General features: G+C 70.0%; 21 protein-coding genes and 1 tRNA gene. All 22 read left to right on the forward strand.

From position 1 onward, the window contains the following. The first annotated feature begins 31 nt into the window (after positions 1–31). The 22 genes from LL946_RS12065 (at position 32) to LL946_RS12170 (ending at position 19077) form a co-directional block, all read left to right on the forward strand. The gene (locus LL946_RS12065) at positions 32–589 is read left to right on the forward strand and encodes an RNA polymerase sigma factor (RefSeq protein ID WP_404380952.1); all 558 of its coding nucleotides are present in this window, start codon (positions 32–34) and stop codon (positions 587–589) included. Continuing rightward, entirely contained in the window at positions 586–1440 is an 855-nt protein-coding gene (locus LL946_RS12070; protein ID WP_404380954.1) for a zf-HC2 domain-containing protein, read from the forward strand. The genes LL946_RS12065 and LL946_RS12070 overlap by 4 nt, the downstream gene beginning before the upstream one ends. Further along, positions 1437–2342, forward strand: a complete 906-nt coding sequence (locus LL946_RS12075) for an ABC transporter ATP-binding protein (protein ID WP_404380956.1) — start codon at positions 1437–1439, stop codon at positions 2340–2342. The genes LL946_RS12070 and LL946_RS12075 overlap by 4 nt, the downstream gene beginning before the upstream one ends. Beyond that, positions 2339–3262 (forward strand): hypothetical protein, encoded by a 924-nt coding sequence (locus LL946_RS12080; protein ID WP_404380958.1) that lies wholly within the window; start codon positions 2339–2341, stop codon positions 3260–3262. Before LL946_RS12075 ends, LL946_RS12080 begins: the two co-directional genes overlap by 4 nt. After that, positions 3244–3900, forward strand: a complete 657-nt coding sequence (locus tag LL946_RS12085; RefSeq protein WP_404380960.1) for a hypothetical protein — start codon at positions 3244–3246, stop codon at positions 3898–3900. The genes LL946_RS12080 and LL946_RS12085 overlap by 19 nt, the downstream gene beginning before the upstream one ends. A 141-nt stretch (positions 3901–4041) precedes the next feature. Continuing rightward, complete coding sequence (locus LL946_RS12090) at positions 4042–4872, forward strand: endonuclease/exonuclease/phosphatase family protein (protein ID WP_404380962.1); 831 nt, start codon at positions 4042–4044, stop codon at positions 4870–4872. Between the two features lie 247 nt (positions 4873–5119). Next, positions 5120–5192: transfer RNA gene (locus LL946_RS12095), tRNA-Trp, on the forward strand. A 31-nt stretch (positions 5193–5223) separates the two neighbouring features. Beyond that, complete coding sequence (secE, locus tag LL946_RS12100) at positions 5224–5496, forward strand: preprotein translocase subunit SecE (RefSeq protein ID WP_404380964.1); 273 nt, start codon at positions 5224–5226, stop codon at positions 5494–5496. A 74-nt stretch (positions 5497–5570) separates the two neighbouring features. Continuing rightward, positions 5571–6506 (forward strand): transcription termination/antitermination protein NusG, encoded by a 936-nt coding sequence (gene nusG, locus LL946_RS12105; RefSeq protein WP_404380966.1) that lies wholly within the window; start codon positions 5571–5573, stop codon positions 6504–6506. A gap of 70 nt (positions 6507–6576) precedes the next feature. Continuing rightward, positions 6577–7014 carry a 50S ribosomal protein L11 gene (gene rplK, locus LL946_RS12110; RefSeq protein ID WP_404380968.1) on the forward strand — a complete coding sequence of 146 codons (438 nt, stop codon included), beginning with the start codon at positions 6577–6579 and terminating at the stop codon, positions 7012–7014. 140 nt (positions 7015–7154) lie between these two features. Further along, positions 7155–7877, forward strand: coding sequence for a 50S ribosomal protein L1 (rplA, locus tag LL946_RS12115; protein WP_404380970.1), 723 nt, complete (start codon positions 7155–7157; stop codon positions 7875–7877). A 291-nt stretch (positions 7878–8168) separates the two neighbouring features. Continuing rightward, positions 8169–9170, forward strand: a complete 1002-nt coding sequence (locus LL946_RS12120) for an ABC transporter ATP-binding protein (RefSeq protein ID WP_404380972.1) — start codon at positions 8169–8171, stop codon at positions 9168–9170. Beyond that, positions 9167–9934 (forward strand): MlaE family ABC transporter permease, encoded by a 768-nt coding sequence (locus LL946_RS12125; RefSeq protein ID WP_404380974.1) that lies wholly within the window; start codon positions 9167–9169, stop codon positions 9932–9934. The genes LL946_RS12120 and LL946_RS12125 overlap by 4 nt, the downstream gene beginning before the upstream one ends. Positions 9935–9948: 14 nt before the next feature. Continuing rightward, the gene (locus LL946_RS12130; protein WP_404380976.1) at positions 9949–10776 is read left to right on the forward strand and encodes an MlaE family ABC transporter permease; all 828 of its coding nucleotides are present in this window, start codon (positions 9949–9951) and stop codon (positions 10774–10776) included. 2 nt (positions 10777–10778) lie between these two features. Continuing rightward, positions 10779–12089 carry an MCE family protein gene (locus tag LL946_RS12135; RefSeq protein ID WP_404380978.1) on the forward strand — a complete coding sequence of 437 codons (1311 nt, stop codon included), beginning with the start codon at positions 10779–10781 and terminating at the stop codon, positions 12087–12089. Between the two features lie 17 nt (positions 12090–12106). Then, positions 12107–13114, forward strand: a complete 1008-nt coding sequence (locus LL946_RS12140; protein WP_404380980.1) for an MCE family protein — start codon at positions 12107–12109, stop codon at positions 13112–13114. Beyond that, the gene (locus LL946_RS12145) at positions 13111–14082 is read left to right on the forward strand and encodes an MCE family protein (RefSeq protein ID WP_404380982.1); all 972 of its coding nucleotides are present in this window, start codon (positions 13111–13113) and stop codon (positions 14080–14082) included. The genes LL946_RS12140 and LL946_RS12145 overlap by 4 nt, the downstream gene beginning before the upstream one ends. Beyond that, positions 14079–15326: an MCE family protein gene (locus LL946_RS12150; protein WP_404380984.1), complete on the forward strand. Its 1248-nt coding sequence runs from the start codon at positions 14079–14081 to the stop codon at positions 15324–15326. The genes LL946_RS12145 and LL946_RS12150 overlap by 4 nt, the downstream gene beginning before the upstream one ends. A gap of 83 nt (positions 15327–15409) precedes the next feature. Next, positions 15410–16567, forward strand: coding sequence for an MCE family protein (locus tag LL946_RS12155; RefSeq protein ID WP_404380986.1), 1158 nt, complete (start codon positions 15410–15412; stop codon positions 16565–16567). Continuing rightward, a complete protein-coding gene (locus LL946_RS12160) occupies positions 16564–17835 on the forward strand; it encodes an MCE family protein (protein ID WP_404380988.1) in 1272 nt (423 codons plus the stop codon). Before LL946_RS12155 ends, LL946_RS12160 begins: the two co-directional genes overlap by 4 nt. Next, complete coding sequence (locus LL946_RS12165) at positions 17832–18323, forward strand: hypothetical protein (protein ID WP_404380990.1); 492 nt, start codon at positions 17832–17834, stop codon at positions 18321–18323. The genes LL946_RS12160 and LL946_RS12165 overlap by 4 nt, the downstream gene beginning before the upstream one ends. After that, on the forward strand, positions 18307–19077 hold the full coding sequence (locus tag LL946_RS12170) for a hypothetical protein (RefSeq protein ID WP_404380992.1): 771 nt from the start codon (positions 18307–18309) through the stop codon (positions 19075–19077). Before LL946_RS12165 ends, LL946_RS12170 begins: the two co-directional genes overlap by 17 nt. The last annotated feature ends 28 nt before the right edge of the window (positions 19078–19105 follow it).

Here is a 19105-nt window from a genome sequence, read left to right on the forward strand (position 1 = left end):
CCCGGGGACCTCACGCTGCGACAGTCGTTGTATGTGGCACGTCGATGAGCCCGCGGACGCGGAGCTGGTCCGGGCCCTCCACCGGGGGGACGTGGACGCGCTGCGGGTGCTCTACGACCGCCACGCCCCGTGGCTCGCCGCCCGCCTCCGCCGCCGGTGCAGCGACCCCGACGTCGTCGCCGACGCGCTGCAGGACTGCTTCACCTCCGTGTGGCGGACGAGCGGCGCCTGGCGGGGTGACGGCGAGGTCGCGGCATGGCTCTGGGGCATCGCCATCCGCAGGCTCGTGTCGCGGCTGCGCTCACCCGGCGCGGTGCACCGCGACCCGGCGCGCTCCGAGGCCGCGCCCGCCACGACATCAGAGAGCGCCGAGGAGCGCGTCCTGCTCGGGATCGAGTACGGCGACCTCGGAGGAGCCCTCGACCGGCTCAGCCCGGAGATGCGCGCCGTCGTCGAGGCCACCGTCCTCGACGGGCTCACGAGCAGGGAGGCCGCCACCCTCCTCGGCATCCCGCAGAACACCGTCAAGACCCGGCTGCACCGCGCGAAGGCGCAGCTCCGGGCAGATCTCGCCGGAGGTGCGTCATGACCCAGGGACAGCCCAGGTGGCACGCGGACGGAAGGCTGCTCACGGCATACCTCGAGGGTTCGGCCACGGCGGCAGTCGCGGCGTCGGTCGAGCAGCACCTCGTGAGCTGTGCGCAGTGCCGTGGTGGAGTGGCCGACCTCTCCGACCCGGAGCCGCTGCGGCTGGTCTGGGACCGCGTCGTGGCCGAGGTGTCGACACCCGCACCGTCACGGGTCGAGCGGCTGCTCTGCCGGCTCGGGCTGCCCGACCGAGACGCCGTGCTCATCCGCTCAGCGCCGGCGGTGCAGGGCGCGTGGCTCCTCGGCATCCTGCTGTGCCTGCTCTTCGCCGTGATCGCCGCGGCGACGGGCGGTCGCTACGGCTCGCTGCTCTTCCTGTGGACCGCGCCGCTCGTGCCCGTGCTCGCCGTGGGCACGGCGTTCGGTCCGCACGCCGACCCGAGCTGGGAGCTCGCGGTGAGCAGTCCGTCGTCACCGCTGCGGGTCATCCTCGTGCGGGCAGGGGCGGTCATCGCCACGGCCGTCCCGCTGTCCGCGCTCGCGGGCGCCGTCCTCCCCGGGTCGCCCTGGGCCTCGGTCGCGTGGCTCCTGCCCTCACTGGCCGGGGTGGCGCTAACCCTGGCGCTCGCGACGTGGTGGCCGGTGGCGCACGCGGCGGCGAGCGTCGGCCTCACCTGGTCGGTGGTCACGGGAGCGGTCGTCGCCGACGGCCACCGGTCCCGGTTCGGGGAGACCGCCACGGACCTGCTCTCGGCGAGTGCCGCACCCGCCTACGTCGTCATCGCCGTCGTCGCGGGGGTCGTCTTCGTCCACCGCGCGGACCGTCTTTCACACATGGGGGAAACAGCATGAGCACCAGCCTCAGCACCGGCACCAGCACCACCGTCCGGTTCGACGCAGTCACCCGGCGCTACGGCAAGGGCATCGCGCTCGACCGCCTCGACCTCGTCCTCCAGCCGGGAGTCACCGGCCTGCTCGGGCCCAACGGCGCGGGCAAGACCACCCTCCTCCGGCTCCTGGCGACGGTCCTGCCGCCCACGGAGGGCGCGGTCCGGATCCTCGGGATGGACCCGGACGAGGCGCAGGACCGCACGGAGATCCGTCGCCGGCTGGGCTACCTGCCGCAGGAGGCCGGCCACCCGCGTGGGTTCACCGCCTTCCAGTTCGTCGACTACGTGGCGGCCCTCAAGGAGTGGACCGACCGTCCGGAGCGTCACGCCGAGGTGGGGCGGGTGCTCGACCTCGTCGGGATGCGCGAGCTCGCCGGCAAGAAGATGCGCCGGCTGTCCGGTGGCCAGCGCCGCCGGGTCGCCCTGGCCCAGGCCTTCATCGGGTCGCCCGACCTGCTCGTCCTCGACGAACCCACCAACGGCCTGGACCCGGAGCAGCGCGCCTCGCTGCGCGGAGTGCTCTCGGAGGCAGGCCGCCACTCGACGGTCCTGCTCGCCACCCACCAGACCGAGGACGTGGCCGCGCTCTGCGAACGCGTCGTCGTCCTCGATGCCGGGCGGGTCCGCTACGACGGGCCGGTGCGCGAGCTCGTCGCCCGGGCCGCCGGGCGCGTGTGGCTCGCGGACGAGGAGTCCCGCCACGCCCTGAGCTCGTGGCGCGTGGGCACGGGTCGCTACCGGCACGTCGCCCACGAGGCGCCTCCCGGCGCCGAGCTGGCCGAGCCCACCCTCGAGGACGCCTACCTGCTGCTGCGCGGTGGCCGGGCCGACGCCGACGACGCTGCTGCGGAGATGACGGCATGAGCGCCGCGGTCGCCGCCGCTCTGCCGTCCGCGCCCCCGGCCACGGGTGACGTCGTCCGCAGCCTGGCTCGGATCGAGACCCGTCGCCTGCTGCGGCAGCCAGTCTTCGTCGTCGCGGTGCTGCTCTTCGTGCTCGTTGCCGCGACGACTCCTTTCAGCGAGTACGCCAACGCCGACTTCGTCGTCACCGCCGAGAACGGCACCGAGACCAACCTCGACTGGCCCGTCCTCCCGGCCTTCGCGCTCGGGTTGGGTGGCCTGCTCGCGATGAACCGCCTGACCAAGAGCGCCTCGCGCACGGGTGACGTGCTCCTCGCCGCGCCGGCCACCGCCTTCCAGCGCAGCCTCGCCCTGTGCCTCGTCTGCCTCGTCCCGGCCGGGATCGCGCTGGTCGGAGCTGCCTACGTCTTCGTGTTCTGGATGGTCGACCCGCCGATCCAGGCGGTCGCGTGGACCGAGTTCACGACCGCCCAGCTGTTCTCGATCATGGTGCAGGGCGTGCTGACGGCCGCCGGTGGCCCGCTGCTCGGTGTCGCCGTCGCCCGGTGGTGGCGCTGGCCGACCGCGGGTGCCATCACCGCGGTCGGGCTCATCCTGTGGGCCGTGCTCGGGAGCCTGTTCCGCGACACCTCGTGGTGGGACCGGCTGCTCCACCACCTGTCGCCCTTCGCCCTCGTGGCCGCCAACAGCGAGACCTCCACGTGGATCCAGGGTGGCAGCCACCACTGGCGCGTGGTCTACCTCCTCGGCCTGTGCCTCCTCGCCGCGCTGGCAGCGTGCGCCCACGGGTCCGCGGGACAGCAACGGCGTCGCCTCGTGCGGCTGTCCCTCACGGTCGCAGGCCTGACCGTGCTCGCACTCGCCCTCACCGTCCTCACCGGACCCGAGGGCTACTACGGGCCGTGGAACCCGCTGTGGTGACCCGGCCCGCCCTCGCCGCCGAGCTGCGAGCGATCGCATGGCCGCCGGTCGTGGCTGCGGCCGGGGCCTCCGGGCTGCTCCTCGTCCTCGACGCCACCGTCTGGCCGAACGGCCCGGGTGCGGTGACCGCGTGGCTCGGCGTCACGCTGCTCACCGGCGCGGCCTGCTTCGCCCTCGACCAGCCCGCCGAGGACGTCGTGCGGTCGTCGCCGACCACCCGGGCCTGGCGCACGGCGGTGCGTGCCGGCGGCGGTCTCGTCGTGCTCGCGGTCTGGGCGGCGTATGCCGTGTGGTGGCGTTCGCAGCTGACGTTCGCCGTTCCGTCGTGGTGGGCCCAGGGGCTGGTCGGCCTCTCGCTCGTCGTCCTCGGCCTCGGGCTGTGTGCGGCCCTGGTCCGGAGGGGGCGCAGCGAGCCGGCGGCGACGGTGTCCGGGGGACTGGTGTTCGCGGTGCTGGCCCTCGGGCTCGTGCCGGTGCCGGGGGACGTGCAGACCCTCGACCTCTCGGGGACACGTGGCTCGACCACGGCGTTCTGGGTGGTCGTGGGTGCGGTGGGGGCTGTCGGTCTGGTGTGGGGCAGTCGGGATGAGGGATCCCGCTGGAGGGGGCCCCACACCGGACCGGCGGTGCATCGCTGAGGTTGCCGGGCGGCCGGGAGTCGTGCTCCGGTCGACCTTCCTCGGGGGAGTGCTCCCCATGGCCGATTCGGCAGCCCGCTGTGAGGGTGGGGACACCGGGGGGTCGAGACGCGACTCCCCGATGTCTTTGGGGAGGAACACATGAAGCTGTCCACCATCCGCCACGGCGCCGCACTCGCGGCCGCTGCACTGGCGACGACCGGCGCCCTCGGCGCCGCAGCCATGACGCCGGCACACGCAGCACCGATCAGCCTGAAGATCGTCCAGCACAACACCGACCAGGACAAGGCCCGCTGGAACCGGGTCGTCACGCTGATCGCCTCAGGCAGCTGGGACGCGGCGACGGTCCAGGAGGTCTGCAAGGGCTGGAAGGACGATCTCGTTGCCGCCCATCCGACCTGGACCATCGCCTATCACGAGCAGGTCGCCAAGGGGGACTGCCCGGGCGGTGCCAAGGGGAACGTCGTCATCCGGCCCGGTGGTGGGTCGCGGTTCGGCGAGGCGTTCGACGTCCCGGGGGAGGACAAGAACTTCGGAATCGCGTGCGTGAAGTTCGGCAAGGCCGGGCGCACCGTTCACGCCTGCTCCACGCACTTCACTGTCTACGCCGACAACCCGAAGGAGGTCCGGCTGCGGCAGGCTCGTCGGGTCAAGGAGATCACCGCGCCATGGATCGGCAACGGCCACTCGGTCGTCGTCGGCGGCGACCTCAACACCACTCCGACGGCCGCCGCACTCAACCCGGTCTACAAGTACCCGACGACACGGTCGAGTGGCCGGTTCGTCGAGGCGGAGCAGCTGAGGACGGGCTCTACGGGCAGGGTCGGCCGGGACACCGTCACGGGTCGCAAGATCGACTACGTGTTCTTCTCCGCCAACCGCACTCCGTTGTCGGCGCGGGGCACGCTCACCTTCGAGACGCCGGTCGAGGGCAAGCACAAGATCCTCAAGGCGACCACGACCATTCGCTGAGCTGTCGTCGGGGCGAGCCCCGGTCCCGCGCACGAGCGGGGCCGGGGCTCGCTCGTGCGGTGTCGGCGCGGCGGGTGAGGACTGGCTCAACGGCGTCGAGCCTCGAGCTTCGCGGCCCGGGTCGGGCCGGCGGCCACGGTTTCGCGTCGGGCCGGGGCGTCACGTATGCTGGTTCCTCGGTGATTGCACCATGATTCGTCATGCCTGCCGTCACCAACGGAACCACCACCCCAGCGGGTGCGTTCCTAGGGCAGTGGCTCAATTGGTAGAGCACCGGTCTCCAAAACCGGCGGTTGGGGGTTCGAGTCCCTCCTGCCCTGCACGTTCAGATCATTTCGGAGAAGAGGAACCGTGACGGAAGTGGGCGAGTCCCGCGACTCTCGCCAGGCGAACAAGCGCGCCGGCAAGAGTGGCAACCCCGTGTCGCGGCTGTTCGGCTCCCTGGGTCTGTTCATCAGCCAGATCCTCGACGAGCTGCGCAAGGTCGTCCGTCCGACGCGCTCCGAGCTGTGGAACTACACGCTCGTCGTCATCGTGTTCGTCTCGGTGATGATGGCGCTCGTGTCCGGCATGGACTTCGGCTTCCAGAAGCTCGTCGGTCTGGTCTTCGGCAACGGGGGCTGACCCCCCAGGCTCGTCCGCGAGGTCGCGCCCGCCCCACGATTGAACTCAACGCTGTACAGGAAGTAGGTCTGCACGTGTCCGACCACACGACGTCCCAGGACGCCGAGTCGACCTCCGGCGACCCCGACACTCTCGCCGTCGACGATGCCGACAGCGCCGCCCAGCGTGAGTCGCTGACCCTCGGCGACACCGCCCCCGAGTTCCTCGACACGCTCGCCGACGAGCCTCGCGAGAGCCTCGACACCGTCGTCTCCGACGACGAGAAGGTCGAGGACACGGACGGCACCGACGCGGACGGCACCGACGAGGACGAGGACGACGCGCCCGCCGAGAGTGCGCTCGCGGCCGCGACCACCGAGTCCGACGAGGACGGCGACGTCGTCCCGACCGACATCGACCCGGTCCAGGCGTTCAAGGACGACCTCGCAAGCAAGTTCGGCGACTGGTACGTCATCCACTCCTACGCGGGCTACGAGAACCGCGTCAAGACCAACCTCGAGACCCGGATCCAGTCCCTCAACATGGAGGACTTCATCTTCGAGATCGAGGTCCCCATGGAGGAGGTCACCGAGATCAAGAGCGGTCAGCGCAAGCTGGTCCGCCGGGTCCGGATGCCCGGATACGTCCTCGTCCGCATGGACCTCACCGACGAGTCGTGGGGCGCCGTGCGCCACACGCCGGGCGTCACCGGTTTCGTCGGCAACGCGCACCAGCCGGTGCCGCTGAGCCTCGACGAGGTCTACACGATGATCAAGCCGGCCGAGCTCGAGATGGCCGCTGCCGCCTCCGCTCCGGGCGCGGCTGCCTCATCCGGCGGCTCATCCTCCGACACCCCGCTCGTCGACTTCGAGATCGGCGAGTCGGTCACCGTCATGGACGGCCCCTTCGAGACCCTGCCGGCGACGATCTCCGAGATCAACGCCGAGAGCCAGAAGCTCAAGGTCCTCGTCTCCATCTTCGGCCGGGAGACCCCGGTCGAGCTGTCGTTCAGCCAGGTCGCCAAGATCTGACGCTCGACCAGCACTGCAACCGGGTCATCGCCCACGGCGTGGGCCCACAACCAGAAAAAGGAACACAGACATGCCTCCCAAGAGCAAGAAGGTCTCGGGCTACATCAACCTGCAGATCCAGGCAGGTGCCGCGACCCCGGCTCCCCCCGTCGGCCCGGCCCTCGGTCAGCACGGCGTCAACATCATGGAGTTCGTCAAGGCCTACAACGCTGCGACCGAGCACCAGCGGGGCAACATCATCCCCGTCGTCATCACCGTCTTCGAGGACCGCTCGTTCACCTTCATCACGAAGACGCCGCCGGCCTCCGAGCTCATCAAGAAGGCCGCGGGCGTCCAGAAGGGCTCCGGCGAGCCGCACAAGACCAAGGTCGCCAACCTCACCGTCGACCAGGTCCGTGAGATCGCCGAGCAGAAGCTCCCCGACCTCAACGCCAACGACGTCGACGCCGCGATGAAGATCATCGCCGGCACCGCCCGCCAGATGGGCATCACGACCGACCTCGGCTGAGGTCACCAACGACGTTCCGTATGCCGGCCGCCCAGGCGGGCGGCCGGCATACGGGAAGCGTTTCCTCACCTGAGCGAAGCGCGTGGGAGGGCCAGCGCTGGCCCGGACCACAACTCCACCACTGCAACCCAGGAGCAGACATGAAGCGCAGCAAGGGCTACCGCGCCACCGCCGAGAAGATCGACGCCGACAAGGTCTACACCCCGCTCGAGGCCGTCCGCCTCGCGAAGGCCGGCGCCAAGGCCAAGTACGACGAGACGGTCGAGGTCGCCATGCGACTCGGCGTCGACCCCCGCAAGGCCGACCAGATGGTCCGTGGCACGGTCAACCTCCCCAACGGCACGGGCAAGACCGCCCGCGTCCTCGTCTTCGCCAACGGCGACAAGGCCGAGGCCGCCAAGGCTGCCGGTGCCGACTTCGTCGGTTCCGACGACCTGCTCGAGAAGGTCGCCGGCGGCTGGCTCGACTTCGACGCGATCGTCGCCACCCCTGACCTCATGGGCAAGGTCGGTCGTCTCGGCAAGGTCCTCGGTCCGCGTGGCCTCATGCCCAACCCGAAGACCGGCACGGTCACGATGGACACGGCCAAGGCCGTCACCGACATCAAGGGTGGCAAGATCGAGTTCCGCGTCGACAAGCACGCGAACCTCCACTTCATCATCGGCAAGGCCTCCTTCGACGAGAAGGCCCTGGTCGAGAACTACGCCGCCGCGCTCGAGGAGATCCTGCGCCTCAAGCCGGCGTCGTCGAAGGGCCGCTACATCAGCAAGGCCACGATGTCGACGACGATGGGCCCGGGTGTCCCGCTCGACTTCACCAAGACCCGCAACCTCCTCGAGGACGACGCGCAGGCCGACGCCTGATCGTCGATCTCGACCCGCAGCGGCCCCCGTTCTCCGGAACGGGGGCCGCTGCCGTTGTCCGGGGAGGGGGACGGGGGGACGGCCAGACGCGGCCGGGGACCACGTCGAGAGATGGCTCCGACCTAATCCCCCGTGCGGCGCCGATGTGACCTTGACTGCTCTCCGTGCCTGGAACTTGTCTCCGAGGTAACCCCGGGGTAACTTCACCGAAGCCCTGTTGCACGGTCGCCTCGGGCTCAGCTCGCGGCGACGTCCCCCTGCCCCGCAGCACGAGCTGGAAATGAGGTTGTGATGGGTGTCGCCATCGACGTCCAAGGACTCACGAAGTCCTTCGGGTCCCAGCAGATCTGGAACGACGTCACCCTCACCCTCCCCCCGGGCGAGATCTCCGTGATGCTCGGTCCGTCGGGCACCGGCAAGTCGGTCTTCCTCAAGACCCTCGTCGGGCTGCTCAAGCCGGACAAGGGCTCGATCGTCATCAACGGCGAGGACCTCGTCACGCTCAAGGAGCACGACCTCTACGAGGTCCGCAAGCTCTTCGGTGTCCTCTTCCAGGACGGCGCGCTGTTCGGCTCGATGAGCCTCTACGACAACGTGGCGTTCCCGCTGCGCGAGCACACGAAGAAGTCCGAGAGCGACATCCGCAAGATCGTGCTCGAGAAGATGGACCTCGTCGGCCTGTCCGGGGCCGAGGACAAGCTCCCCGGCGAGATCTCCGGTGGCATGCGCAAGCGCGCCGGCCTCGCCCGCGCGCTCGTGCTCGACCCCGAGATCCTCCTCATCGACGAGCCGGACTCCGGCCTCGACCCGGTGCGCACGTCCTACATCAACCAGCTCTTCATCGACCTCAACGCGCAGATCGACGCGACGTTCCTCATCGTCACGCACGACATCAACACCGCGCGCACCGTCCCCGACAACATCGGGCTGCTCTACCACCGCCACCTGGCGATGTTCGGCCCGCGCGAGATGCTCCTCAGCTCGGAGGAGCCGGTCGTGCGCCAGTTCCTCAACGCCCAGACCATCGGGCCGATCGGCATGTCCGAGGAGAAGGACGCCGACGAGCTCGCCGCCGAGTCGGGTCAGGAGCTGCCGCCGCTGCCGCCCATCCCGCTCCAGCTGGGCACGAGCGACGGCACCCCTCGCCGCGCCGAGAAGCCTGCGGGGGAGTGGTGCCGGGCCAACGGCGTGACGCCGCCCCCTGGCTCGTTCCAGTCCAACAACGCCGGTGTCCCCGGGGTCTCGCAGTCCGTTGCTGCCACGTCCGTCCTCGACCGAGGTCCCGTGGCATGAACCTCCTCACCGGGCCGATCAAGCAGGCCGGCGCGTTCTTCGCCATGTTCCTCGACGTCGTGCGGGCGCTGCCGAAGCGGCCGTTCCAGACCAAGGAGTTCATCCAGCAGTGCTGGTTCATCGCCTCGGTGACGATCATCCCCACGGCGCTGGTGTCGATCCCGTTCGGCGCGGTCATCGCCCTCCAGCTCGGCACGCTGACCCGCCAGCTCGGCGCCCAGTCGTTCACCGGCGCGGCGAGCGTCCTCGCCGTCGTCCGTGAGGCCTCCCCGATCGTCACCGCCCTGCTCATCGCGGGTGCCGGCGGCTCCGCGATCTGCGCCGACCTCGGGTCACGCAAGATCCGCGAGGAGATCGACGCGATGGAGGTGCTCGGCATCAACCCCATCCACCGACTCGTCGTGCCCCGGGTGCTCGCGGCCATGCTCGTCGCGGTCCTGCTCAACGGGCTCGTCTCCGTCGTCGGCGTGGGTGGCGGCTACTTCTTCAACGTCGTCATCCAGGGCGGCACCCCCGGTGCCTACCTCTCGTCGTTCACCGCGCTCGCCCAGCTCGCCGACCTCTGGACGTCGGAGATCAAGGCCCTGCTGTTCGGGGCCGTGGCGGCGATCGTCGCGTCCTACAAGGGACTCACGGCGGGCGGAGGGCCGAAGGGCGTCGGCGACGCGGTCAACCAGAGCGTCGTCATCACCTTCATGCTCCTCTTCGTCATCAACTTCGTCGTCTCCGCCGTCTACTTCCAAGTCGTTCCGCAGAAGGTCTGAGGGGTGATCACACGATGAGCCGGACCAAGGACCTCGCTGCCCGCCCGGGCAAGGCACTCGACAGCCTCAGCGACCAGATGCACTTCTACGTGCGCTCCATCGCGTGGAGCCCGCGCACGATCCGCCGCTACAAGAAGGAGGTGCTGCGCCTCCTCGCCGAGGTCTCGCTCGGCAGCGGAGCGCTGAGCGTCATCGGCGGCACCGTCGGCGTCCTCACCTTCATGGCGTTCTTCACCGGCAGCCAGGTCGGCCTTCAGGGCTACTCCTCGCTCAACCAGCTCGGCACGGGAGCCTTCGCCGGCTTCCTCGCGGCCTACCTCAACACCCGCGAGATCGCGCCGCTCGTCGCCGGGTTGGCGCTCGCTGCGACCGTCGGCTGCGGCTTCACCGCCCAGCTCGGCGCCATGCGCATCTCGGAGGAGGTCGACGCGCTCGAGGTCATGGGCATCCCGTCGCTGCCGTTCCTCGTGACGACCCGGATGATCGCCGGCTTCATCGCCGTCATCCCGCTCTACGTCCTCGGTCTGCTGTCGTCCTACGCCGCGACCCGCTTCATCGTCACGGACTACTTCGGGCAGTCCAAGGGAACGTACGACCACTACTTCCATCTCTTCTTACCGCCGATAGACATCCTCTACTCGTTCCTCAAGGTGCTCGTCTTCGCGGTGATCATCATCCTGATCCACTGCTACTACGGCTACAACGCCAGCGGCGGCCCGGCCGGCGTCGGCGTCGCGGTGGGCAAGGCCGTCCGAACGTCGATCGTGGCCATCAACCTCGTCGACTTCTTCTTCTCGCTCGCGGTGTGGGGCGCGACGACGACCGTGAGGATTGCGGGATAGCCATGGCCACCACCTCAGCTCTCGGACGCCTCGGGCACCGCACCTACGGTGTGGCGTTCCTCCTCGTCGTCGCCCTGCTCCTCTCCCTGTCGATCGCGTCGTTCAACAAGGTCTTCGCCGACGTCGTCAAGGTGAGCCTCGAGACCAACCGGATCGGCAGCCAGCTCCAGGAGGCGTCGGACGTCAAGATCCGCGGCCTCATCGTCGGCGAGGTCCGCACGATCGAGCCCCACGGCGACGGCGTCACCCTCGGCCTGGCGCTCAAGCCCGAGATGGTCGACCTCATCCCGGCCAGGGTCAGCGCGAGGCTGCTCCCCAAGACGCTCTTCGGTGAGCGCTTCGTCGACCTCGTCCCGCCGGAGGGTGACGCCGGCCGGTCCATCCGCGCCGGGGACGTCATCCCGCAGGACCGCACCACCCTGGCCATCGAGCTCGAGGAGGTCTTCGAGAACCTCCTGCCGCTCCTGCGCGCGGTCGAGCCGGCCAAGCTGTCGGCCACCCTCAACGCGCTCGCGACGGCGCTCGACGGCCGCGGCACCAAGCTCGGCAAGAACCTCGTGCTCGTCGACGAGTACTTCACCCAGCTCAACCCGCACATGCCGACGATCCAGGCCGACATCTCCGGTCTCGCGGACCTCGCGAGCACGTATGCCGCCGCGGCCCCCGAGCTGCTCCGCGCGGCGAAGGCGCTGCTCACGACCAACGCGACGATCGTCGAGAAGCAGAAGGAGCTGTCCGGCTTCCTCGCCGGGACGGCCGGGTTCGCCAACACCACCGCCGGGTTCCTCGAGACCAACCAGAACCGGATCATCCAGGTCGGCCGGGTCCAGCGACCGACCCTCGAGGTGCTTGCCAAGCACTCGCCGATCTACCCCTGCTTCACGCAGGGACTCGTCGGCTGGCTTCCCCGGGCGCGCGAGATCTTCCGCGACGGCATGTTCCACATCACGATGGAGCTGCCGCAGCAGCGGCAGGGCTACCGCCCCGGTGAGGAGCCGGTGTGGCGAGACAAGCGCGGGCCCGACTGCAAGGGCCTGCCCAACAAGGTGGGCAACCAGGATCGCCCCCGCGGCGGGTCGAAGTTCGACGACGGCTCCGAGGGCGCAGCCACCTTCGTGAGCCACTCGGCCCTGCCTCCGGCCTTCCTCACGCCCGAGGGTGCACGGATCCCCATGGTCGACGCCGGCCTCGCCGGGACGGTCGAGGAGCAGCAGCTCGTCGGCGCTCTCGTCGGTGTCTCGGAGGGCGAGGACGCGTCACTGACGACCCTGCTCGCCGGCCCCATGATGCGCGGGACGGTGGTGAGCCAGTGAAGACCACGCCCAGCCTCGTGAAGTTCATCGTTTTCGCGATCGTCACCATCCTCGCCACCGGCACCCTCGCCGCGACGATCGCCAACATCCAGCCGGGAGACCGCAACTCGTTCACCGCCCGCTTCAGCGACGTCACTGGTCTGGCCAAGGGCCACGAGATCCGCATCGCCGGCGTGCGAGTCGGCACGGTCAAGAGCATCGACGTGGCCCGCGACCGCACCAACGCCGAGGTGACCTTCGACGTGCTCTCGTCGAGCGTGCTCACCCAGGGCACGGTGGCGACGATCAAGTACCGCAACCTCGTCGGCGAGCGCTACATCTCGCTGACCCAGGGCCCCGGCGCCGCGACCCCGCTCAGGGACGGTGCGACCATCCCGCTCGAGCGCACCCACCCGGCGCTCGACCTCACGGTCCTGTTCAACGGGTTCAAGCCGCTCTTCGCCGCGCTGTCACCCAAGCAGGTCAACGAGCTGTCGGCCCAGATCATCTCGGTGCTCCAGGGCGAGGGCGGCAACATCAACACACTGCTCGGCCAGACGGCGTCCCTCACGAGCACCCTCGCCGACCGCGACCAGGTCATCGGCCGGGTCATCACCAACCTCACGACGACCCTCACCACGGTCGAGCAGCACGACGACGCGCTCGGTGAGCTGCTCATCCAGCTCCAGCGCTTCGTGTCCGGTCTCGCGGCCGACCGCAAGGCGATCGGTGAGTCCCTCACCAACATCAACTCGGTGACGGACGAGACGGCCCGGCTGCTCGCGGCCGGCCGGCCCGACATCAAGAACGACGTCGCGCAGCTGCGCGCACTGGGGGCCACGCTCAACAAGCCGGCCAACACCGCGGCATACGAGAAGTTCATCACCGGCTCACCGGAGAAGATCGCGGCGATCACCCGGACCGCGACCTACGGCTCGTGGTTCAACTTCTACCTCTGCCGCTTCGACGCCAAGAACATCGTCCTGCCGACCGGCTCGACCCCGGCCGGGCTCGGCTACAACGTCGCATCTGCGAGGTGCCGATGAGTACCCAGTTCCGCGCTCGTGACCCGCTGCCCATCGGCATCGCCGGGCTGGTCGCCATCGCGCTCGTGCTGCTCGCAGCGTTCAACGCCTCCGCCCTGCCCCTCATCGGGGGAGGGGACGAGTACGCCGCCTCCTTCACCGAGGCCGGCGGCCTGCGCGACGGCGACGAGGTCCGCATCGCCGGCGTCCGCGTCGGCAAGGTCACCGACATCCGCCTGGCCGGCAACAAGGTCGACGTCGACTTCCGGATCACCGAGGACGTCGCCTTCGGGCCGGACTCCGGCGCCTCGATCAGGATGAAGACCCTGCTCGGCCAGAAGTACGTCTCGCTCGAACCCAAGGGTCGTGGCCAGATGAAGGAGGGGACGACGATCCCCACCTCGCGCACGGTGTCGAGCTACGACATCATCGACGCCTTCTCCGACCTCACCGAGACGACCGAGCGCATCGACACCGAGCTGCTCGCCGACTCGCTGGACACCATGGCGCGCGAGTTCACCGACACCCCCGCCAACGTCACGCTGGCGCTCGACGGCCTCAGCCGGCTGTCGCGCACGGTCGCCAGCCGTGACACCGAGCTCCAGGCGCTGCTCAAGGCCGCCAACTCGGTCTCGGGCACCCTGGCCGACCAGAACAAGGTCATCGAGAAGATCATCATCGACGCGGACCTGCTCCTCGCCGAGCTCTACGAGCGCCGCGACGCGATCCACACCCTCTTCACGAACACCAGCGCGATGGCCGTGCAGGTGACCGGGCTCGTCCGGGACAACCGGGCGCAGCTGGGGCCGGCGCTCCAGCAGCTCCGGGGCGTCCTGGCGACACTGCGCGAGCACGAGGCCGACCTCACCCGGACCATCGACGCCATGGCGCCGTTCACCCGCGTCTTCGCGAGCACCCTGGGCACCGGACGCTGGTTCGACACCTACATCCAGAACCTCACGGTTCCCGTCGGAGGGGTGGGCCGATGAGGCACGGACAGGCGCCGGGCATCCTCGGCAAGGTCGTCGCGGCGCTCGTCGTCGTGGGCCTCGTCGCGGCCGCGTTCGTCTGGTGGCCGCGCGGTGACAAGGTCACCGTGACCGGTGAGTTCGGGCGTGCCGTCGGACTCTTCCCCGGCTCCGACGTGCGGATCCTCGGGGTGCGCGTGGGCAAGGTGCTCGCGGTGGAGCCGCGCGGCGAGACCGTGCAGGTGACCTTCGAGGTCGAGGACGACGTCAAGGTGCCGGCGGAGGCCAAGGCTGCCGTGGTCGCACCGTCTCTCGTGAGCGACCGCTACGTCCAGCTGCTGCCGGCCTACACGACCGGACCGGTCATGCGTGACGGCGCCCGGATCCCCCAGGAGCGCACCGCCGTCCCCGTCGAGCTCGACCGGGTCTCGCAGAGCCTGGACGACCTCATGGTGGCCCTCGGTCCCGAGGGCGCCAACAAGGAGGGCGCGCTGACCCGCCTCCTCGACACCGGTGCCCGCAACCTCGAGGGCAACGGCGAGAACCTCCACGAGATGAACCGCAGCCTGTCGCAGGCGGTGCAGACCTTCGCCGAGGGTCGTGGCGACCTCTTCGCGACGGTCAAGAACCTCGACACCTTCACCGGGATGCTCGCGAAGAACGACGCGCAGGTCCGCCGTCTCAACACCGACCTGTCCAAGGTGTCGGACCAGCTCGACGGCGAGCGCGACGACCTCGCGGCGGCCCTGAAGAACCTCGCGGTCGCGCTCGCGGAGATCTCGACCTTCGTCAAGGACAACCGGGCGGTTCTCACGCAGGACGTCGACCAGCTCACCGCCCTGACGAGCGCGGTGGCGGCCAAGCGCGACAGCCTGGCAGCCACGCTCGACAACGCGCCGGTCGCGCTGTCCAACCTCCAGCTCGCCTACAACCCTTCTTCCGGCACCTTGGACACCCGGGCCAACATGGAGGGTCTCGACGACCCGGCGCTCATCCTGTGCTCGCTCATCACGGGCCCCACCGGGACGGGCAACACCAACCTCTGCGCGACGCTGCAGCAGCTCATCCCCAAGGGCGGCTTGCCGCTCCCGGGCGTGCTCAACCTGCCCGGCCTGTCGGCGGTCCCCGACGTGCTCACGGTGGCCGGGACGACCGGCTCGTCGCCCTCCACGACGACGGCGAAGCCCGCAGCGGCGTCTCCCGGCGTGACGGTCCGGGGTGCCGACGTGACGCTCGGCGGACTGCTCCCGAAGGAGAAGCCATGACGTATGCCGGCCCACGCAGAACGTGGGACCCGCGCCCACCTCGTGCGCGCCGCCCGTTCCGGGCGGTCGCGGTGGCTACTGCCGTGGCCCTCACCCTGACCTCGTGCCAGGGCGCCTTCGACCTCCCGCTCCCCGGCGGCGCCAAGGGGGAGGGGCCGTCCATGACGATCAAGGTGGACTTCGCCGACGTGCTCGACCTCGTCCCCAAGTCGGCGGTGAAGATCAACGAGGTCTCCGTGGGCCAGGTCGAGGACATCGAGCTCAACGGCTGGACGGCGAGGGTGACGCTGAGCGTGCCCCGCAACAGCAAGCTCCCCGACAACGCCACCGCCGAGCTCAAGCAGTCGTCGCTGCTCGGCGAGAAGTACATCGCCCTCGCGGCCCCGGCCGAGGGCAAGGGGGTGGGGACGCTCTCGCAGGGTGACCTCATCCCGCTCGAGCGCACCAACCGCAACCCCGAGGTCGAGGAGGTGCTCTCCGCGATGTCGTTGCTGCTCAACGGCGGTGGCGTCGGGCAGCTCGCCGTCATCGAGCGCGAGCTCAACAACGCCCTGCGCGGCAACACCGACGAGATCAAGCACCTCATCGGCGAGCTCAACACCTTCGTCGGCGGGCTCGAGGACCAGAAGGCCGAGATCGTGCGCGCCATCGACATGGTCGACCGCCTGGCCGCGCGTCTCGCCGCGCAGAAGGACCTCATCGCGCAGACGCTCGAGGAGATCCCCAAGGGCCTGAAGATCCTCGCCGACCAGCGGATCCAGCTCACCCAGATGCTCCAGGCCCTCAGCCGGCTCGGTGACGTGGGCACCAAGGTGATCCAGGGGTCCAAGGCGGACCTGCTGGCCAACCTCAAGCTCCTCGGGCCGATCCTCGGCCAGCTCAACAAGGCGGGCGACACGTTGCCCCGCTCGCTGGAGCTGCTCCTCACCTATCCCTTCCCGGACGCGGCTCTCGGTGCGATCAAGGGCGACTACACGAACCTGTCGGTCACGGCGGACCTCGACCTCAGCGAGCTCGAGATCCTCCAGGGCGGGGGAGGGCCGGCACTGCCTCCCGCGCCGAGCCTTCCCGGCATCCCGGTGCCGCCGGTGCCGGTCCCGTCCGTCCCCGTCCCCTCCGTGCCGGTTCCCGCGCCCACCGCGACGCAGCCGCCGGCGAACCCGCTGTGCCCGCCGCTGTGCGGCGCGGACGCCAACGGTGACCGCTCGTGGACCTCGCTGTACGGGGGTGGTGCGGCATGATCCGCACGTTCACCAAGGTCCAGCTCGCGGCCTTCACGCTCATCACGATCGTGGCCGTGTCGATCCTCTCCGCGAACTACATCGGGCTCACCGAGCGCATCCTCGGCGGCGGACCGACCATCCAGGCGTCCTTCGCCCAGTCCGGCGGCATCTTCGTGGGCTCCGAGGTCACCTACCGCGGCGTCAAGGTCGGACGCGTCTCCGGGCTCGAGCTCGAGAAGGACGGCGTCCTCGTCGAGGCGCAGCTCGACCGCGGGACCGAGGTGCCCAAGGACACGCGCGCCGTCGTCGAGAACCGTTCGGCCGTCGGCGAGCAGTACCTCGACCTCCAGCCCCGCACGGCCGACGGCCCCATGCTCGAGACGGGAGACCGCATCCCGCGCAAGGACACGGCATACCCGATCCGGGTCGACGAGCTGCTGCTCCACGTCGACAAGACCGTCCGCTCGGTCGACCAGGACGACCTGCGGACCGTCGTCGACGAGCTCGGCACCGGGTTCGACGGCGCAGGGCCGGACCTCTCGCGCCTCATCGACAACGGCGACCTGCTCACGCAGGCGGCGATCGACGCCCTGCCCGAGACGGTGCGGCTGATCAAGCAGAGCAAGACCGTGCTCGACACCCAGCGCGACACGGCTCCGCAGATCAAGAACTTCGCGACCGACTTCGCCAACCTCTCCGAGACCCTGCAGAAGTCCGACGGCGACCTCCGGCTCATCCTCGACCGCGGCGTTGTCGCCTCCAAGGAGCTCGAGGGCCTCGTCAAGGACAACGAGGCCGACCTCGCCGTGCTCATCGCGAACTTCATCACGATCGGCCAAGTGACGACCTCGCGCATCGACGGGATCGAGCAGATGTTCGTCACCTACCCCGAGGTCGTCGTGGGCGGATACACCGTGGTCCCGGGTGACGGCACCGCGCACTTCGGCGTGCAGACGGCGCACGACCCTGTCGTCTGCACCAAGGGCTACGAGGCCACGCAGCGCACCGACCCGAACCGGACCCAGAACCTGCCGCCGCTCAACACCAGGGCCGGCTGCACGCTCCCGCGCGGCTCGGCGTCCAACGTCCGTGGTGCCCAGAACGCACCCCGGCCGCGCAGTGGCGTCGCGTCCTCGCACCCGATGACGCTGGCGGACCGGATGCTGCCGCTGGGCAACGAGGCCGTCGCCGAGGGTGTGCCCCAGATCTCGGCCCCCCTCGCGCCGAGCGGCGGTGCCGCAGGGGCAGACTCGTGGTCGTGGATCATGCAGGAAGCCGTGCGATGAGCCGAGTGACACCGGCCCGGGTTCTCTGGGCCCTGACGACGCTTGCCCTCGTCGCGACCGTCGCCCTCGCAGCGACCCGTGGACGCGACTGGTGGGAGGCCCGCGCCACCGAGAGCGCCCAGAACGACGCCCTCGCCGCCGGACGGCAGCTCGCGGTGAACTTCGCGACGATCGACTACCGCAAGGTGGCCGAGGACACCGACCGCGTCAAGGCCGCGGCGACGGGGGAGTTCCTCGCGAGCTACACCGCACAGCTCGACGACCTGCGGAAGGTCATCGTCGACAACAAGTCGGTGAGCAAGGTGGAGAGGTCCGAGGCCGCCCTCGTCACCGGTGACCAGGACTCCGCGACCGTGATCGTCGGCCTCATCGCCCCCACGAGCAACAGCGTCGTGCCCCAGGGTGAGAAGAAGACCTATCGCACCAAGCTCGGCCTGCGCCGGGTGGGCGAGCAGTGGAAGGTGGAGCGCCTTGAGTTCGTCGGCTAACCGTCGCCCCCGCGTCGCCGGGCAGCGCCGCCGGCCTGGCACTGCACCGGACGCCCGGCCCGGCGTCGACGCGGGCACCGGCAGTGACCTCGCGCCGTCCCCGCACGTGCCGGACGGCGCGGGCAGTGACGACGCCGTGTCCGACGAGCCCGCACCCGCCGACGCGCACGCGAAGTCCGACGCTGAAGCCGCCGACGCAGATGCCGCCGACCCAGATCTCGACGACTCGGACGCGGGAGCCGACCCCGACGTCGACGACGGCGCTGACGCACCGGCGGCGCGACGCCGGCTGCTCGTCCCTGCGCTGGCCCTCGCGGCCAGCCTCGTGCTGCTCGCCACCGTCCTGTTCGTCACGCGCGAGGACCCCGCCCAGCGGGCGCGCGACGCCAGTGCCGCCAGTGCCACGGCGAGGTCGACGCTCGAGCAGATCCTCAGTTACAACCACGCGACGATGACCGAGCAGATCCCCGCCGGGCAGGCCCTGCTCACGGGCACGTTCAAGGACGAGTTCGCCACGACGATGAGCAAGACCATCGTGCCGATGGCCCAGAAGGACAAGACCGTGGTCAAGGCGCGCGCCTACGAGGTCGGGGTGATGTCGCAGACCGACGACTCGGTGACGGTGCAGGCCTTCGTCAACCAGGCCCGGACGAGCGACGCGCAGAAGGAGCCCTCGATCGACCAGAACCGGGTCATCGCCACGATGTCCCGGGTCGGCAACCGCTGGCTCGTCTCCGCGCTCAAGGCCTACTGACCGGCGGTTCGGTCCTCGACAGGGTGCG

Source organism: Knoellia locipacati (assembly GCF_044791685.1).
Taxonomy (GTDB): Bacteria; Actinomycetota; Actinomycetes; order Actinomycetales; family Dermatophilaceae; genus Knoellia; species Knoellia locipacati_A.

Bases quoted from the DNA above. Each gene is read 5' to 3' on its own strand.
- LL946_RS12080 (WP_404380958.1), top strand. From the start codon at position 2,339: ATGAGCGCCGCGGTCGCCGCCGCTCTGCCGTCCGCGCCCCCGGCCACG.
- LL946_RS12145 (WP_404380982.1), top strand. From the start codon at position 13,111: ATGAGTACCCAGTTCCGCGCTCGTGACCCGCTGCCCATCGGCATCGCC.
- LL946_RS12165 (WP_404380990.1), top strand. From the start codon at position 17,832: ATGAGCCGAGTGACACCGGCCCGGGTTCTCTGGGCCCTGACGACGCTT.
- LL946_RS12120 (WP_404380972.1), top strand. From the start codon at position 8,169: ATGGGTGTCGCCATCGACGTCCAAGGACTCACGAAGTCCTTCGGGTCC.
- rplK (WP_404380968.1), top strand. From the start codon at position 6,577: ATGCCTCCCAAGAGCAAGAAGGTCTCGGGCTACATCAACCTGCAGATC.
- LL946_RS12125 (WP_404380974.1), top strand. From the start codon at position 9,167: ATGAACCTCCTCACCGGGCCGATCAAGCAGGCCGGCGCGTTCTTCGCC.
- LL946_RS12090 (WP_404380962.1), top strand. From the start codon at position 4,042: ATGAAGCTGTCCACCATCCGCCACGGCGCCGCACTCGCGGCCGCTGCA.
- LL946_RS12135 (WP_404380978.1), top strand. From the start codon at position 10,779: ATGGCCACCACCTCAGCTCTCGGACGCCTCGGGCACCGCACCTACGGT.
- LL946_RS12075 (WP_404380956.1), top strand. From the start codon at position 1,437: ATGAGCACCAGCCTCAGCACCGGCACCAGCACCACCGTCCGGTTCGAC.
- LL946_RS12070 (WP_404380954.1), top strand. From the start codon at position 586: ATGACCCAGGGACAGCCCAGGTGGCACGCGGACGGAAGGCTGCTCACG.
- LL946_RS12160 (WP_404380988.1), top strand. From the start codon at position 16,564: ATGATCCGCACGTTCACCAAGGTCCAGCTCGCGGCCTTCACGCTCATC.
- LL946_RS12065 (WP_404380952.1), top strand. From the start codon at position 32: ATGTGGCACGTCGATGAGCCCGCGGACGCGGAGCTGGTCCGGGCCCTC.
- LL946_RS12150 (WP_404380984.1), top strand. From the start codon at position 14,079: ATGAGGCACGGACAGGCGCCGGGCATCCTCGGCAAGGTCGTCGCGGCG.
- LL946_RS12130 (WP_404380976.1), top strand. From the start codon at position 9,949: ATGAGCCGGACCAAGGACCTCGCTGCCCGCCCGGGCAAGGCACTCGAC.
- rplA (WP_404380970.1), top strand. From the start codon at position 7,155: ATGAAGCGCAGCAAGGGCTACCGCGCCACCGCCGAGAAGATCGACGCC.